Consider the following 15,539-nt stretch of genomic DNA (forward strand, 5'->3'; position numbering starts at 1 on the left):
CCTTGCTGAGGCAGCACCTTGTCATTCTGTACCGTTTTCGGGACACAGACAGTGACACTTGTTCTGGCCCAGAGCCAGTGACTGACATGAGTCGGAGCGCCAGCCGGGAGACTTGCACAGGCCACATGAGGGCTAATCTCAGGTGGCGTAGAAATTGCGTCTAGAGTGCCGATTACAAGCAGAGCAGCCCCAGACCATTCCGGGCACTGAAGCAACCTGACTGGCGATCGATCGAGGGAAGAGCTTGGACGACTCTGGCGTTTATCGATGAGGATGAGTAATGGTACGCATCAATGGGATCCGTTCGTATGTGGCTTTGGGGAGCAATCTGGATGGTCCGATTACCCAAGTAACCAAAGCCGAGGACCGACTTGGCGAAATTCCGCAGTCCCGCGTAGATCGTATCTCCTCACTCTACCGCACTGAGCCAGTAGGGCCATCAGGGCAACCGGATTTCATCAATGCAGTGGCATGTTTAGAGACCGAGCTTTCGCCCTTCGATTTGCTGGATCATCTTCAGAAAATCGAACGCATCCATCAGCGTGCACGGGGGCAAGTATGGGGTCCCCGTACTCTTGATCTGGATTTGATTCTTTATGGGAACGAGGACATCGCATGCGAGCGGCTTATCGTTCCTCATCAGTATCTATTGTGGCGAAGTTTTGTATTGTATCCGCTAGCTGAGATCGCTCCGGATCTTGTCCTTCCTAATGGGGTCTTGATTAAAACGCACGTGGCCTTATGCAGGATGGAAAGGCCTCGTTTGGTTGATCCGTTTCTGAACAAGAGTGGAATCGGGCGCCCTCGCGACAGGGTCGGGATGTAAATGTGTCGGGATAGTTTTGATTATAGCGGATATCGGTCTTGCGGTATTGTTTTAGGGGATGCACTTCATTCGGGTTGTTCCGCTAGCCTAGAGTACATGACGCTATATCTAAAACCGTGTTTTGGTTGTCTTTCTGGCTTTGTGCTATTTGTTTTCGTTTGGTGGAGTAGGCGAATCAGCTTTGAGGGCCTGGAAGTGTTGGTGCATGGGGTTTGTAACAGTTGGCAGGGTGATTTGAATCGAAAGGCCCACATCTTTCGTATCCGACTGGACATTGAGCTCGCCTCCATGGCCTTCGATAATTGAGCGACTGATGGGCAGTCCCATACCCATTCCCGTTTCTTTCGTAGTAAAAAAAGGTTCGAATACACGCAGCAGAACATGGGAGGGCATTCCAGGGCCTGTGTCTTGGACGTCAAGGAATACTTTGTGGCTTTCTGACGATGTGCGTATCACGAGATGTCTGAGGGACGGGGGTGTCTCGTCCATGGCTTCTACAGCGTTTCGGATAAGGTTAAGTAAGGCCTGTTCTAACTGGATTGGCTGAACTTCGATGCAGGGAAGTTCAGGTTCGAGGTCTAGGTGCAGCTGGACATGGTGAAGGTTGATCTCCGGGCGGGCGATCAAAATTACGCTATGAAGGATGCGATTGAGGTCTTCCAGGGACTTCTTGGGCGGATCCTTGTTTACGAAGTGACGTAAGCCTTGGATGATTTCAGCGGCACGGTTGGCCTGGCTGCTAATAGACTCGAGAGGGGAGGTGAGTTCGTCTGGTGTACATGCGTTGGAATTTAAGTGGCGTAGGCAGCCATTGGCGTAGTTAGCGATAGCGGCAAGAGGCTGATTAAGCTCGTGTGCTAGGCCAGATGCCATTTCGCCCATAGTATTGATGCGGGCGGCACGCGCGAGCTCTCGGTAGTGCAGGCGCACACCATCCTCAGCGAGCTTACGGGGCGTGATGTCACGCGTGATTCCGAGCAGCGCAACAATGGCACCATCGGCGTCAAGTAGCGGCGCAGCGTGGGTTTCCATCCACCTCCGCCTTCCCTTAAGGCTTACAATCTGGAATTCGAGAACGCCCGATTCGCCGTCGAACACGCGGCGAGTCAGGTCGCGATAGGCCTCACGGAACTCGGGGGCGACCATCTGATAAACGGAAGTGCCAATGATCTGTTGCGGTTTATTGGCATCCAGGAGGGCAAGGCCTGCTGGATTCATTTCAAGTAGTCGGCCCTCTAGATTCTGGAGCTTGACGCACTCTGGCTCAGTATCGATTATCTGTCGCAGGCGTGCCTCATGTTCAGCTAGACGGTTTTCCGTTCGGTGCCTTTCGTTCACCTCGCGCTGCAGCTCCTGTGCCGTGCGTCGGAGGCGGACATTGAGGCGAAACGTGTGAATTGCGCCCAAGGCCACCAGGATTACGGCAGCGCCTACGATCCAGAGGTAGTCGAAGGGTATGGACTCCATAATTAGCAGTTAAGCACATTAAACGCGGTAGAACACTTGGTGCTCGCAATGCGGCAGTGCAGGCGTAGCGAGTAGAACTGTTACGGTCGGAAGGCTCCCGTGCGTAGGCAGAGAGGGCACCGAGTGCGGAGAATGCCCATTGATAGAATGTCCGAATCTACGGCAGTCAGTCGTCCACATGCCTCTGGTACGTGTCGACGTCCATGAGTCCAACGGTTGCATCCGCGGAAGCCGGTCTGATTCTGACAAGCCAGCCACTTCCATAGGGTTCGCTGTTGGCGAGTTCCGGCTGGTCTTCAAGGTCGTCGTTTCGTGCTGTGATCACGCCGGAAACGGGGCAAATCAGGTCATTGACTACCTTTACGGACTCGACGGTCCCCATTGGGACGCCGCACTCAACCTGGCTACCGACCTCCGGCAGGTCGAGGTAGAGTACGTCTCCTAGCTTGTCCTGCGCGTGGTCGCTTATGCCGACCAGCAGGGTCCCGTCATCTGATGGAAGGCACCACAGGTGGTCTTCATGAAAGAGGCAGCTATCCGGCGGTACGCTCATAGAGGTCCTCCTTGGGTTCAGCCTTAGGTACGGGTGGCTTGTGTATCGAATGCCCGAGTGCGTCTTCCGCCGCCTCGAAGACCGCTTCCGACAGGGTCGGGTGGGCGTGGATGGCGTCCGTGAGCGCGCGTACGTTTGCACCTTGCTGCATCAGTACCACCGCTTCGTGGATTAATTCCGAGGCATGGCTTCCCACGATGTGTACGCCCAGGAGCCGCCCGTCGCGTTCGTCCGTGATGACCTTTACGAAACCTGTAAGGGCATCGAGCGCGTGGGCCTTGCCCAGTGCGCGAAACTGAAAGCTTCCCGTGCGAACGGGGTGTTGCTCCCGCGCTTGAGCCTCGGTCATGCCGATACTGGCGACTTCCGGATCAGTGAAGGTCACCCGAGGTATCAGGGCGGGATCCAGAATAGACACTGGGCGGCCGAGCATATGATCCACAGCACGTTTGGCCTGTGCCGAGGCGGCATGTGCTAGCTGGATCTGCCCGGTGACATCACCCGCCGCATAAACGCCAGGGAGGGAAGTTCTAAGAAAGGGGTCGACAGATACGGAACCGTTGCGACCCAGTTTCACACCCAGCGCTTCCAGCCCCAGCTCTTTCCCGGCCGCCCGTCTCCCGAATGCTACCAGAGCGCGTTCGGCTGTAATCGTGGATCCACCGCCCACTTCGCATGCGACGCCATCCTCTGTCACTTGGAGTGACTCGATCGTTGTTGATCCGAGGAAACGGATCTTGCGCTTCTTCATTTCGCGTGCGATGAGTCCCGAGGATTCGACATCCTCCATAGGGATTGGCCGAGTGGCCATTTCTACTACCGTGACCTCGACACCAAGGGTTTGGAAAATGAACGCAAGTTCGCAGGCGATAACGCCACCACCGGCTACAAGCAAGGTGGCGGGCAGATCGCTCCACGCCAGCGCCTCGTCGCTGGTGACGATTCGTCGGTCGTCGAATGGGATACTGGGAGGACGGATGGGCACGGCGCCGGTTGCCAACAGCACGAAATCACCCTTTATGGTTCTTTCAGCGACACGAACTTCCCGGTCACCTGTCAGGACTCCGCGACCGGGAAGGGTAGTTACGTGGCGACCGCGCAATAGCGCCTCGATGCCCTTGACGTTTAACGAGATAACTTCTCCCATACGAGAGCTCAGGCGAGTCCAGTCGCCTTTAGGGGGCTCTCCCATGGTGATGCCAAGCTTTGCGGCGGCCTTGAGGCGATGCAACAGATCACAAGTGGCGACCAAGGTCTTGGTCGGTATACAGCCACGCTGCAGGCAGGTGCCGCCTAGGTCATCGTCCCCGACTAGGGTGACTTTCATGCCCCCGTCCGCGGCATGAAGAGCGGCGGCATAACCCGCAGGACCTGCTCCCAGTATGATCAAGTGTGGTGAACTCATCAGATCGTCTTTCGTCTTGTTGGGGCCCGCAAGCCTGGCAGTGTTCCTGCGATACGCAGACTTCAGGCCCTACAAATAGCAATGCACCCATGAGCCCCCGACGCCGCAGGGGTGAAGGTGTCAGAAAGCATGCTCGCCCGTTCGCTCACAGAATCATGCCGACCGATTCGACGGTTTCTTTCAACGTCTGGTAGCGAGGCGGTCCACGTACTAATTGCAAGTGTACAGAGTCACGTTCGCTAGCAACCTCCGTAACGTGGCCTATAGGGCAGCGTAGTTCTACGTACGGTCGGTCTTGAATAGGCGACTCAGAAAATCGGAGCCTGCGTTCAAGGGTGGATCACGCCAGGTAGTACAGGATGTTCCTGGGGTGCGTGGGTCTCATATATGTGGTCACAGCGATTAAGTTCACCTTTTCAGTGAAACCGTTATTGAATGCGGTTGGCACCGTGAAAGATATTGAAGCCATCTTCTCGAAGAAATCCCACCAAGGTGACGTTGTATTCTTGAGCGAGGTCGACGGCCAGAGAGGAGGGTGCGCCGACGCCTGCCAGCAGTGGGCAGCCTGCCATCAGGGTTTTCTGCATGAGCTCAAAGCTGGTACGGCCGCTAACCAGAAAGCCGATATCCTGCAGAGGCACTCGACTGTCCAGCAGCAAGCGACCAATCAGCTTGTCCATAGCGTTGTGGCGGCCAATATCCTCGCGTACCAGCAGGATTTCGCCCTGTGAGTTAAACGCAGCAGTGGCGTGGTTACCCCCAGTTTGTCGGAACAGTAGCTGGTGCTCGCGCAAGGAGTTTCCCAAGCGACATAGGGTCGAAGGGGAAGGACTGAAGTCGTCGCCTACTACGGCTTTCGCACCTTGTAGACCGACTGCCTTTAATGTGGCTTTTCCACAGAGCCCACAGCTTGAACTTGTATAAAAATTCCGCTCTAGGCGCTCCAAACTGACGGATATGTTTTCCTTGAGCTCGATGGTGACGATATTGTTCCAGCGAGTATCGACAGATTCGATGTCGGTAGCGGTGGTGATGATGCCTTCGCCAAAGAGAAACCCGGTGGCCAGCTCTAGATCATGCCCGGGTGTACGCATCGTTACGTAGAGGCTCTTACACTGCCGCCCGTGTTGGGGGTGCGTGTAGCCCAGTCGGATCTCCAGGGGCATTTCGACTGCCAGAACTTCGTCGATTGCGATGCGGTTGGCTCCACGTTGGCGCAGTATGGGGGTGACGGCCATGCCAGGATTCTGGTGAGGCATCGCTACGCCTTGGGGGGCCCATAATAACCACTCTGCTCTTCTTTCTGGTCTTGGAGCAGTTGCGCTGCCTGTATCACACGTTCTTCCAGCCCAGTGCCTCCGGCATCGATGTGTTTGAAAAGGGCATGCCGCATACGCGGGTCCCAATAGGTGCGCAGGTGGTTTCGCAAACCTTCCCGTGCACGCTCTGGAGGATAAGGCGCGAAGAAGTCACTTATCTGGTTGGCCATCATAATGAGATGGTCGAGATCAATGACCTCTCGGTGCGAGATTCCCGAATCGGCAGGCTCGACCATGATCAAGCTCCCTCTCGTGCCGTTTCCGCCGGTGAATGTTCTTCTGGCCGTGCACCACGGTGCTCCCTTGCGGAGCTGGTGGGAGGGCGGTCGTTGCTGACGGAAACCTTGACCACATCCACAGCCGTAACTTTGTACTCGGGGCAGTTTGTCGCCCAGTCCGACTCATTGCTGGTCAGAGCATTGGTCTTGGACTGTGCGTGGTGGAAGGTTGTGTAGACGACGCCTGGGTTGACCCGGCTGGATTCCGTGACGCGAAGTTGGGTCGATCCAAAGCGGCTTGTTACCTTGACTCTGTCGCCGTTGTGCAGGCCGCGTGCATGCATGTCATCTAGTGCCATTTCGAGTACATCTTCCTGATGCCAGAGGGAATTCGCGGTGCGGCGTGTCTGCGTGCCCACATTGTATTGGCTCAGAATCCGCCCCGTAGTCAGTAACAGAGGGAATTGCTCGGTTACGTGCTCGCGAGTGGGAACGAACCCGGTCAACATAAACGTGCCGAGTCCGTTTGCTCGCGGAAATTTGCCCATGTGGAGCACTTCGGTGCCTTCCGGAGCGTCCTTGTTGACGGGCCACTGCGCGGACCCGACACGGTCGAGTAGTTCGAAGCTGGCTCCGCCATAGGCTGGAGAGAGCCGAGCAAGCTCGTCCAGGACTTCTCCCGCATTGTCGTAATGCACGTCGTAGCCCATGGCATTCATGAGCTGCACCGTTACCTCCCAGTCCTGGTAACCGGCTAGGGGTTCCACTACCTTGCGTACCCGCCCAATGCGGCGTTCGGCGTTGGTGAAGGTACCGTCCTTTTCCATGGAGCTGCTGCCTGGAAGAAAGACGTGGGCGTACTTTGACGTCTCGTTCTCGAATATGTCGTGAACGATCACGCACTCCATGTTTTTGAGCGCGGAAACGATATGGTTTTGGTTGGGATCCGATTGAACCGGGTCCTCACCCATTATGTACATGCCCTTGAAGTGGCCCGTGAGTGCGGCGTCGAACATATTGGGCAGGCGGAGTCCCGGTTCGCCGTCGAGCTGAACTCCCCATTCGCGTTCGAAGCTCGACCGGGTGGCTTCGTCAGTGACGAATCGGTATCCGCTGAACACGTGGGGCCAGCTGCCGAGGCAGCTGCCACCCTGGACGTTCCCCTGTCCTCTAAGCGGGTTAACGCCGACACCTTCACGCCCGTACATGCCGCAGGCAAGGCCCAGATTTCCGAGGCACATGACACCAGTGGAGCCTTGAGAGTGCTCGGTAACGCCAAGTCCGTAGTAGACGGTGCTGCGCGGCCCTGTGGCGTAGAGTCTGGCCGCGCGACGGATCTCGTCGGGATCGAGGCCTGCAATGGGCCCGACGGTCTCGGGCGCATAGTCTTCGCTCCCGACGAGTTCGGCCCAATGCTCGAACTCCTGCCATTCGCAACGGGCCTTGATGAACTCGGGCTTGTACAGCTTCTCGTGGACGATGACGTGCGCAAGGCTGTTCAATACGGCCACATTGGTGCCAGGGCGCAAGGGCAGGTGTATGTCGGCGTGACAGTGAGGACTGTCTACCGTCTCCGTACGGCGTGGATCAATGACGATGAGCTTCGCCCCCTGGCGGATGCGGCGCTTCATCATAGAGCCGAACACCGGGTGCCCCTCGGTGGGATTTGCGCCCACAATCATGATGACATCGGCCTGAAGAACCGAATCAAAGTGCTGGCTCGCCGCGCCTGCGCCGACCGTGGCCGTGAGGCCGAACTGAGTCGGGGAGTGGCAGATGCGAGCGCAGTTGTCGATATTGTTGTTTCCCAGGACAGCCCGGACGAACTTCTGGGTGAGGAAGATCTCCTCGTTTGTGCAGCGGGAGCTCGACACTCCCCCAACCGAACCACGCCCGTAGGTGGCCTGGATTCTTTTGAGTTCGCTTGCGGCATGCGAGAAGGCTTCGCCCCATGTGACCTTTTGCCAAGGCTCATCGATGCTCTTGCGGATCATCGGTGTTGTGACGCGGTCGGGATGCCGATAGTAGTCATAGGCAAAGCGCCCCTTGACGCAGCTATGGCCGTGATTGGCCTTGCCTTCCTTCCAGGGAGTCATCCGGACGATCTCGTTGCCAATGGTCTCGGCCTTGAAGCCGCAGCCCACTCCACAGTAGGGACAGATGGTGACCGTCTCCTTTTCTGGCTTTCTTGGATTAGGCACGTTCGTATCCTCCTGCAAACAGGCTTTTTTCAACAAGTGCATGGCTGGGGCACGCCTGGACGCAGGCCCCGCAACTGACACACTCGGATTCCATGAAGGGATCGTCCTGACTGGCCGCGACCTTGGAGTCGAAGCCGCGGCCCTGAATGGTCAGGGCGAAGGTGCCCTGTATTTCCTCGCAGGCCCGGACACATCGGCTACAGACGATGCACTTGGCCGGGTCGAACAGGAAGTAGGGGTTTGAATCGTCGACGGGCAAGTCAAAATGGACTCGACCTTTACCGTACCCATGGGTCTTGATACCGATTTCTTCCAGGGTCCGGTGGAACTCACTCCAACCGTCAGGGATCTCTGATTCCGGGAAGTCGGAGAGATAAAGTTCGATGATGCCCTTGCGGAGCTGCGTCAGTCGCTCCGACTTGGTTTTCACTTTCATCCCGGGTTCCACCACCGTTGTACAACTCGCCGGGTAGCCACGCCGATCTTCGATCTCGACGACGCATACGCGGCAACTGCCGAAAGACTCGAGCATGTCGGTCGCGCACAGTTTCGGTACCGGGGAGCCCGCAGCGGTGGCAGCAAACATTACCGAACTGCCTTCCGGTACGGTTACCTCGATGTCGTCTACGGTCAATGTGACGGGCTGCCCCTCACGTGGCGGTGTGCCATAGTCCACGCCTTCGCGCAGCCCGCGTACTTCATTCCACATGACTCGTCTCCGCAGCAGTGTCCAGGCCGAAATCCTCGGGAAATATGCGCATCGCCGACGTCACGGGAAGATGTGCCATGCCTCCCAAGGCGCATAGGCTGGTGTTTTCCATGACATCGAGCAGGCCAAGCAGTTGGTTATGGTTGGCCGCTTTGTCCTGGTCGAGAATGATCCGCTCAATGAGTTCCGTGCCGCGGGTAGAGCCGACGCGGCAGGGGGTACATTTGCCGCAGCTCTCGATTCCGCAGAACTCCATAGCGAAGCGTGCCTGTTCGGCCATATCCACGGTATCGTCGAACACGACGATACCGCCGTGGCCTACGATGCCGAAATTCTCGGCCAGCTGTTCGTAATCCAGAGGAAGGTCGAAATCCTTCTCGCCGAAATAGGCGCCTAGGGGACCACCGATCTGTACGGCCCGCGCCGGTCGTCCGCTGGCCGTTCCGCCACCAAAATCCTCTATGAGCTCTCGCAAGGTCACGCCAAAGGCCTTTTCCACCAGGCCGGGTGTCCGCAGGTTGCCTGCGAGCTGGATCGGCAATGTGCCTCGGGAACGCCCAACCCCGAAATCGGCGTAATACTTCGCGCCGCGGTCCAGGATGATCGGTAAACTGGCCAGAGAGACGACATTGTTTACGGCGGTTGGCATCCCGAAGAGGCCTTTGATGGCCGGCAGGGGTGGCTTTGGACGAATCATGCCTCGCTTGCCCTCGAGAGACTCCAGCATGGAGGTCTCTTCGCCACAAATGTAAGCCCCCGCTCCTACGCGCACCTCGATGTCGAATGCCGTGCCTGAGCCGCATATGTCGTTTCCGAGCCAGCCGGCATCTCTGGCAACCTGGATCGCTTTGTGCAGCGTCTGGACTGCATGCGGGTATTCGGACCGAACGTAGATATATCCAATGGTGGCGCCCACTGCGTGGCCGGCGATGGTCATGCCTTCGATCAGCGCGAAGGGATCGCCTTCCATGATCATTCGGTCACTGAATGTTCCGGAGTCCCCTTCGTCTGCGTTGCAGGCGATATATTTCTGGGGTGCCTCGGCTCTGAGCACTGTGTCCCACTTGATCCCTGTGGGAAATGCTGCACCACCACGGCCACGCAACCCCGATTCCGTTACCTCCCGAACAATTTCCGCGGGAGAGAGATCAAGGGCATGCTGTAGGCCGCGATAGCCCGCATGTGCGGTGTAGTCGTCAAGTGAAAGGGGATCGGTTATGCCAACGCGGGCAAAGGTCAGACGTTCCTGACGCTTCAGCCAGGGGATTTCTTCGGTGAGCCCAAGGCCAAGCGTATGGTTGCCACCATGTAGAAACCCGCCCTCGAAAAGAGTGGACACGTCGTTTGGGGTTACAGGACCGTAAGCGACTCGGCCTTCGGGAGTCTGTACCTCCACCATGGGTTCAAGCCAGACGAGCCCTCGGCTACCGTTGCGTACGACGCGCACGTCCTCCCCGCGCCGGATCGCCTCGGCGTTGAGAGCCTCGGCCGTTGCATCTGCGCCCAGGGCAATAGCGGCCGCATCGCATGGTACGTAGACAGTAGTACTCATCAAGCCTCTTCCCTTTTTGGTGTCAGACACTGTTTCACAGCATCCAGTGTGGCTCGACCAACCGGCGTGTCATCGATCATCACTGCGGGGGAACACGCGCAGAGTCCGAGACAGTAAACGGGCTGCAGGGTTACCCCTCCGTCAGGAGTCGTTTCTCCAAGGGAACAGCCAAGCTCGACTTCAAGGTCGGTCGTCAGCGAGCGGCTGCCCATCGCCTGGCAGGATTCTGCCTGACAAATCTTGATGACCTGGCGACCGGCCGGCGCGGTCCGGAAATCGTGGTAGAAGCTGATAACGCCGTGAACTTCGGCGCGCGACTGGTTCAGCGCGCGCGCGATATGCGGAACCGATTCCGGAGGGATGTAGCCAAACAGATCCTGGATCTCGTGCAGGATGGGCATGAGGTTCCCGGGGACCCCGTGCCAGTGCTCAAGAATCCCGCGAATCAGCGTGGTGTCGAAGGGTAGCTCGGATTCCCGACCGCTAATGGCAACCATTTCTCGTTTCAATCCTCTATCCCCCGTGTCCTTTTGCATCGTACCCGTTGAGCTTTAATTTCCGAGCCCTGACCTTCAGCTATGCGGTGCACGGGAGAGTCTGGAGTTATAGGTTTCGTCCCGGACGCCAATCGCAGGTTTTCCTTTCGGCATACCCAGAACCGGTCTGTCCCAGTGGCCCGTGTTGGGGCATGCAGCGAAGAGAGCCTGTATAGTGCTTCTCGGTCACTGCGAATTCCTCTGGTGGGAGTCCACCCGGACTGGATTGCCCCAAAATGAATGGCTGGCAGGCGACGGCTGGCCCCGATCGGGCAGCCCTTTTGGCATATTGCCGGTAGGGCGGCAGCTCGGCTTGAGTGTTGCCGAGTCCACCGTCAACCGGATGGGATCGAAGTCAACCTGCCGTTGCGGCTTCCAGCTCCAGGCTCTTGCCATTGACTTTGACCTTGCCTTCCACCTCAACGCTACGCACAAGGGTGTCAAGCACCGGGCAGTGAGATTCAACCATCTCGATTAATTTGCCCAAGGTGGCCGCGTCCGCCGGGGAATCGATATGGGTCTCGAAGAACACTTTCTGGTAACCGGCAGGGACGCTCTCGTCGATGGCGAACAGTCCGCGCAGATCCAAATGACCTCGGAGTTTCACCTCTACGCCGTTAAGGGGAATATCCATCACGGACGCGTAGGCGCGATACATGATCTCCTGACACGCGCCCAGTGCCACGAGGACCAGTTCGACCGGATTGGCCGCGGTGTCTGCGCCCCCCAATTCGGGCGGTTCGTCTACAAAAATTGGTTCGAATTCACGGACCTTCGCAGAGCAGCGCATGTCTTCTTCGAGATGGGTGTCTGCGCGGAAAACGACCTTGGCAGCACTTCCATCTCTCTGGAGCCCTGCCATCGTCTCCATAAGGGCAGCTTTGACGGTTGACTGTGACATTTTCAGATCCTCATCAAGGAATAGTGGCGAATAGCCGGAATACCTCATCGCTTTCGACGGCCATTTGGATAGAGCTTAGAGTCACCGGCAATCACCCAACAATCAGGTTAAATCCCTATGCGTACCGGTAATCTTACGGGGTGCTTCCGCGCTCGTTCCGCTCTTGCCCGGCAGGAGTTGGCGGGCGGTCTGCTCAACGTTAGTCGACCGAACCGTAATGGTGTGATGCGAGAAGGGCCATGCAGGTTGGTGGTTGCCTCACGCAGCAGCGCAGGGATGCCTGAATCGAACTGAAAATCCTGGATTCGTGTTTGCGGGTCTCAGCGAGATAGGGGAGTCGCGCTTACGCGCGCTTCGATGTGAATGTCCTCAATGCCTTCAACATAAAGCGTAATCGGAACTGTCTGTCCTTCCTCAAGAGGCTCAACAAGGTCGATCAGCATCAAGTGCTTGCCGCCCATTTGTAACTCGACTTCTTTGTTTGCCGGAATGACGATATTTTCTACTTCGCGCATACGCATCCCGCCACCAGAATCGTGCACGTGGTTGTGCAACTCGACCCTCTTGGCGGCCGGCGATTCCGCCGCGACGATACGTAGATCGTCGTCCGTCTTATTGCGCAATGTCATGTAAGCCCCTGTGTTCGGCCGGTTGCCTTGCAGCAACCGAACCCAGGCGTCGGCAACCAGCTCAATGCCAGCCGGGCAGTCGCATTCAGCGATGTCGGAGCCATGATGTCCTGGCTCGTGGTGCGCGACTAGTGCAGGGCTCCACGTCGCGAGACAGACAAACAGGAGTGCGATCGTCCCAGTTGTGGGCGAATGTAAGTGCTTCTGGTTATTTATGTTTTGAAGATTCATGGCGGACTCTCGTTAACTTAATGGAAATGGTGGTAGAGGTCGCTGATCAGCCTGCGAGCAGTGTACTCAATCAGATGAGTGAATCGGTCTGTCCAGTGGGGCCACTACCGATTCCATTCGGCTCTATCTTTGTGTCCGTAAAACCGATCGTTGGGAGATTGATTTGAAGGATTATGCTGGCACGAACAGATTCAAGAACATTGGTGGTTTTGCGTGTTCCTATGGGTATTCTTGCGTATGCTCGGGTAGGAGCGTGTGGCTGAGCACGACAAGGGGGCAGCGACGTCGTTTCAGTCTTGAATCGATGGCCCCATCCCTTCACCGGCGCTCTCGGGGTAACCCGACAGGGTATGCGGCCGAGGTTGGACCATGCCAAGAACGCCGACGAGATTGTGTTGGCTATTCTAGTGGGATCGCGCGCGGGACTTTGTAGCGAACCTCTGTGAGGTTCTCGGGCCACGCGCGGATGCGTGACGCGCAACAGCGCGACCAGCGAGCTGGAAATGTGGTGCTTCCAGGTGCCGGCCCACGTGGCTTTCGATGCGCCTCGGTACGGCGTCGCACCTGGCACGGACTGCGAAGCGTTCCGTGCCGGAGATGAAACACCCGCCACCTTCCGCGATGTTTTGGGGCTTTCGAACCAAAAGGGTGAGGGACGGTCCTCGCCCGATCAACGCAAGGGCGGTGGACATTAAGGCCGCGCGCTTCGCTAATGGACTGAAAGCCGGCGACGCTGGTGTTGCGCTGGTGACCTTGGAGCAGCCTGCCCCCGTAGTTTTACCCGTACAATTTTCCGCCATCAGAGGCTATAGGACAGTGCGTGGCGTAGTCGAAAGGGCGATTGTCGTGCCACCACCTCTCGAAACCTTCCGCAAACTACGCATCGCAGGGGGCTGCCAAGTGGGCCAGTCCCAAGGCGTCAAAAGCGCAGGGTGGCATATGGGCGGTGCGAATCGATCAGCGGGAATCGCGCGCTGCCGTCCAGCCAAGATGGAGGCCGTAGTCGATGACTGATGAAAAAGAGAGAACTTTTGCCGACGAAAACGGCACGGAGACCAGCACCGGTCGCAGATCGTTCCTGAGCAGGTTAAGCGCGGTCCCAATCCTTGGAATCGCCCCGGGGATGTTGTTGTCCGGTACCGCAAGCGCGGATAAGGACTCGGGGTCCAATGCCGGCAAAGATGCGAAGACGTATCACCTTTCCGGGTACTATTTCGAAAGCTGCAATTGCGAGAGCTTTTGTCCCTGTCTACTGCTTGACGATCCGACGCATGGCTACTGCCAGGCCTTCCCTGCATGGCATATAGAAGAGGGATACCTGGGCGACGTGGAGCTCAGTGGCCTGAATGTCGCCGCATGGCTTTATTCGCCCGGAAACCTGGCCGACGGTAACTGGCAGCTCGCCCTCTACATCGACGAGCGTGCGGACGAACAGCAGCGTCAGGCGTTGACGGAGTTGTGGCAAGGCAAGCACGGCGGATACCTGGAAACCATCGCCTCGCTCGTCGGTGAGTTGATGGGTGTGAGCTCGGCCAAGATTGACGTGCAAACGGACGGCAACCTGCGCACCATGAAGGTTGATGGCGTAGGTGGGGTCGAAATGGCCGCGGTCGAAGGACCTGAAGGCTCCACTGTGACTTTGACCAACACGCCACTCGCCGTCGCGCCGGGGTATCCGATTACCATTTCCCGGTCCAAGGAGTGGAGTTACAAGGACCACGGCTACGCAGTGCGTTTTTCCGAAACAGTGGGTCTCTCGTCGGAGTTCACTTACTACGCCTGAAGCGGTCCAGGCCCGGGGCGCCGCGCGCCGTTGCCCCGGGTCGAAGAAGCATGAGTACCGGATTGGAGCCATTGTTGATGCCGCCTTCCGCAGATGGGGATGCGCTCTCCGACAACGCGCGCACTGGGATATACGTACGTTTGAAGGACCGCTTGGTGGTCTTTGCTGGCATCGGTGCGGTCAGCGTCACTGCGTGGGCCTACATGATCTACATGTACGTCCAGATGGGCAGCATGCATGGCATGGAAGACATGTGGATGGCGCCCACCGGTGGCGCTCCTTGGGCGCTGATCGATTTCTGGCTAACTTTCTCCATGTGGGCCGTCATGATGGTGGCCATGATGGCACCGAGCAGCGTGCCGATGGTCACGATGTTTGCGACCATCAACCGTCGCCGCCGGGCCAATCGACAAGCGTACGTGCCCCCGGCCGTGTTCGTGATCGGTTATCTCCTGGCATGGATGGCATTCGCAGCAGCCGTTACCCTGCTTCAGTGGCCATTGCACTCGTATGCCTTGCTGACGCCGATGATGGATAACGCCAGCACCAGTTTGGCTGCTGTCGTGCTGCTCGCCGCTGGTGTGTACCAGCTCACACCCTTGAAGGACGCGTGTCTGACGAAATGCCAGACACCGGTCGCCTTTCTCATGACCCGTTGGCGCGACGGCGTGGGTGGTGCGTTGCAGATGGGTTTGCGCCATGGTGCGTACTGCGTTGGTTGTTGCTGGGCGGTGATGCTGGTTATGTTTGCGGTCGGTGTGATGAATCTGCTCTGGATGGCACTCATTGCCTTGTTTGTGCTTCTTGAGAAGGTCTTGAAGAGCTGGTCGCGGCCGCTGCGCGTTGGAAGCGGTGTGCTCCTGATCGGGTGGGCACTTTGGCTGATAAGTGGCTGAGTCGACCTGTCGCCTTCCCGTAAATTCGGTCCATTGAAAACTGAAGGTCTCCGGGCACACTAGAGCCCAAGGAGGCCGAGATGCGCAAGAGTCGGTTTACGGAAAGCCAGATCGTTCAGACGCTGAAGCAGGTCGAAGGCGGCCGGAAGGTGAAGGACGTCTGTCGGGAGATCGGGGTCTCGGAAGCGACCTACTACCAGTGGAAGTCGAAATACGGCGGCATGGAGGCGGCCGAGGTTCGACGGCTGAAGGAGCTGGAGGACGAGAACAACCGGCTCAAGCGGATGTATGCCGAGCTGGCCCTGGAGAACAC

General features: G+C 57.7%; 15 protein-coding genes and 1 pseudogene. 5 read left to right on the forward strand and 11 right to left on the reverse strand.

All coding sequences use genetic code 11. The features are described 5' to 3' along the window. Positions 1-280 precede the first annotated feature (280 nt). The gene (gene folK / locus F468_RS14430) at positions 281-826 is read left to right on the forward strand and encodes a 2-amino-4-hydroxy-6-hydroxymethyldihydropteridine diphosphokinase (protein ID WP_081616859.1); all 546 of its coding nucleotides are present in this window, start codon (positions 281-283) and stop codon (positions 824-826) included. A 144-nt stretch (positions 827-970) separates the two neighbouring features. On the opposite strand, the gene F468_RS0112975 is transcribed toward folK, so the two are convergent. The 11 genes from F468_RS0112975 to F468_RS0113025 form a co-directional block, all read right to left on the reverse strand. Next, the gene (locus F468_RS0112975; RefSeq protein ID WP_231373199.1) at positions 971-2,164 is read right to left on the reverse strand and encodes a sensor histidine kinase; all 1,194 of its coding nucleotides are present in this window, start codon (positions 2,162-2,164) and stop codon (positions 971-973) included. Positions 2,165-2,459: 295 nt separating this feature from the next. After that, entirely contained in the window at positions 2,460-2,846 is a 387-nt protein-coding gene (gene gcvH / locus F468_RS0112980; protein WP_018174278.1) for a glycine cleavage system protein GcvH, read from the reverse strand. Beyond that, entirely contained in the window at positions 2,827-4,251 is a 1,425-nt protein-coding gene (gene lpdA / locus F468_RS0112985; RefSeq protein WP_081616995.1) for a dihydrolipoyl dehydrogenase, read from the reverse strand. Before lpdA ends, gcvH begins: the two co-directional genes overlap by 20 nt. 428 nt (positions 4,252-4,679) lie before the next feature. Continuing rightward, positions 4,680-5,489: a formate dehydrogenase accessory sulfurtransferase FdhD gene (gene fdhD, locus F468_RS0112990; protein ID WP_018174280.1), complete on the reverse strand. Its 810-nt coding sequence runs from the start codon at positions 5,487-5,489 to the stop codon at positions 4,680-4,682. 23 nt (positions 5,490-5,512) lie between these two features. Beyond that, positions 5,513-5,806, reverse strand: coding sequence for a formate dehydrogenase subunit delta (locus F468_RS0112995; RefSeq protein WP_231362973.1), 294 nt, complete (start codon positions 5,804-5,806; stop codon positions 5,513-5,515). Between the two features lie 2 nt (positions 5,807-5,808). Further along, positions 5,809-8,031, reverse strand: a complete 2,223-nt coding sequence (gene fdhF, locus F468_RS13855) for a formate dehydrogenase subunit alpha (protein ID WP_196800031.1) — start codon at positions 8,029-8,031, stop codon at positions 5,809-5,811. Next, positions 7,982-8,698: a 2Fe-2S iron-sulfur cluster-binding protein gene (locus F468_RS13945; protein WP_081616856.1), complete on the reverse strand. Its 717-nt coding sequence runs from the start codon at positions 8,696-8,698 to the stop codon at positions 7,982-7,984. Before F468_RS13945 ends, fdhF begins: the two co-directional genes overlap by 50 nt. Next, a complete protein-coding gene (locus tag F468_RS0113010; protein WP_018174284.1) occupies positions 8,688-10,250 on the reverse strand; it encodes an NADH-quinone oxidoreductase subunit NuoF in 1,563 nt (520 codons plus the stop codon). Before F468_RS0113010 ends, F468_RS13945 begins: the two co-directional genes overlap by 11 nt. Next, entirely contained in the window at positions 10,250-10,759 is a 510-nt protein-coding gene (locus F468_RS0113015; protein WP_231362971.1) for a formate dehydrogenase subunit gamma, read from the reverse strand. The genes F468_RS0113010 and F468_RS0113015 overlap by 1 nt, the downstream gene beginning before the upstream one ends. A gap of 382 nt (positions 10,760-11,141) precedes the next feature. Next, positions 11,142-11,687, reverse strand: coding sequence for an OsmC family protein (locus F468_RS0113020; RefSeq protein WP_018174286.1), 546 nt, complete (start codon positions 11,685-11,687; stop codon positions 11,142-11,144). A gap of 320 nt (positions 11,688-12,007) precedes the next feature. After that, entirely contained in the window at positions 12,008-12,547 is a 540-nt protein-coding gene (locus F468_RS0113025; protein WP_018174287.1) for a copper chaperone PCu(A)C, read from the reverse strand. Positions 12,548-13,017: 470 nt separating this feature from the next. Between F468_RS0113025 and F468_RS14700 the strand changes: the two are divergent. From F468_RS14700 to F468_RS0113040, 4 genes and pseudogenes are all read left to right on the forward strand, one after another. Next, a pseudogene (locus tag F468_RS14700) lies at positions 13,018-13,255 on the forward strand (SOS response-associated peptidase); the annotation flags it as partial. 298 nt (positions 13,256-13,553) lie between these two features. After that, entirely contained in the window at positions 13,554-14,330 is a 777-nt protein-coding gene (locus F468_RS0113030) for a DUF1326 domain-containing protein (protein ID WP_018995340.1), read from the forward strand. A gap of 50 nt (positions 14,331-14,380) precedes the next feature. After that, the gene (locus F468_RS0113035; RefSeq protein WP_231373200.1) at positions 14,381-15,226 is read left to right on the forward strand and encodes a DUF2182 domain-containing protein; all 846 of its coding nucleotides are present in this window, start codon (positions 14,381-14,383) and stop codon (positions 15,224-15,226) included. Positions 15,227-15,306: 80 nt separating this feature from the next. Next, positions 15,307-15,539: transposase (locus F468_RS0113040; protein ID WP_018995342.1), on the forward strand; the 233-nt coding region annotated here is incomplete at its 3' end.

This window comes from Thioalkalivibrio sp. ALJ2 (genome assembly GCF_000378325.1).
Taxonomy (GTDB): Bacteria; Pseudomonadota; Gammaproteobacteria; order Ectothiorhodospirales; family Ectothiorhodospiraceae; genus Thioalkalivibrio.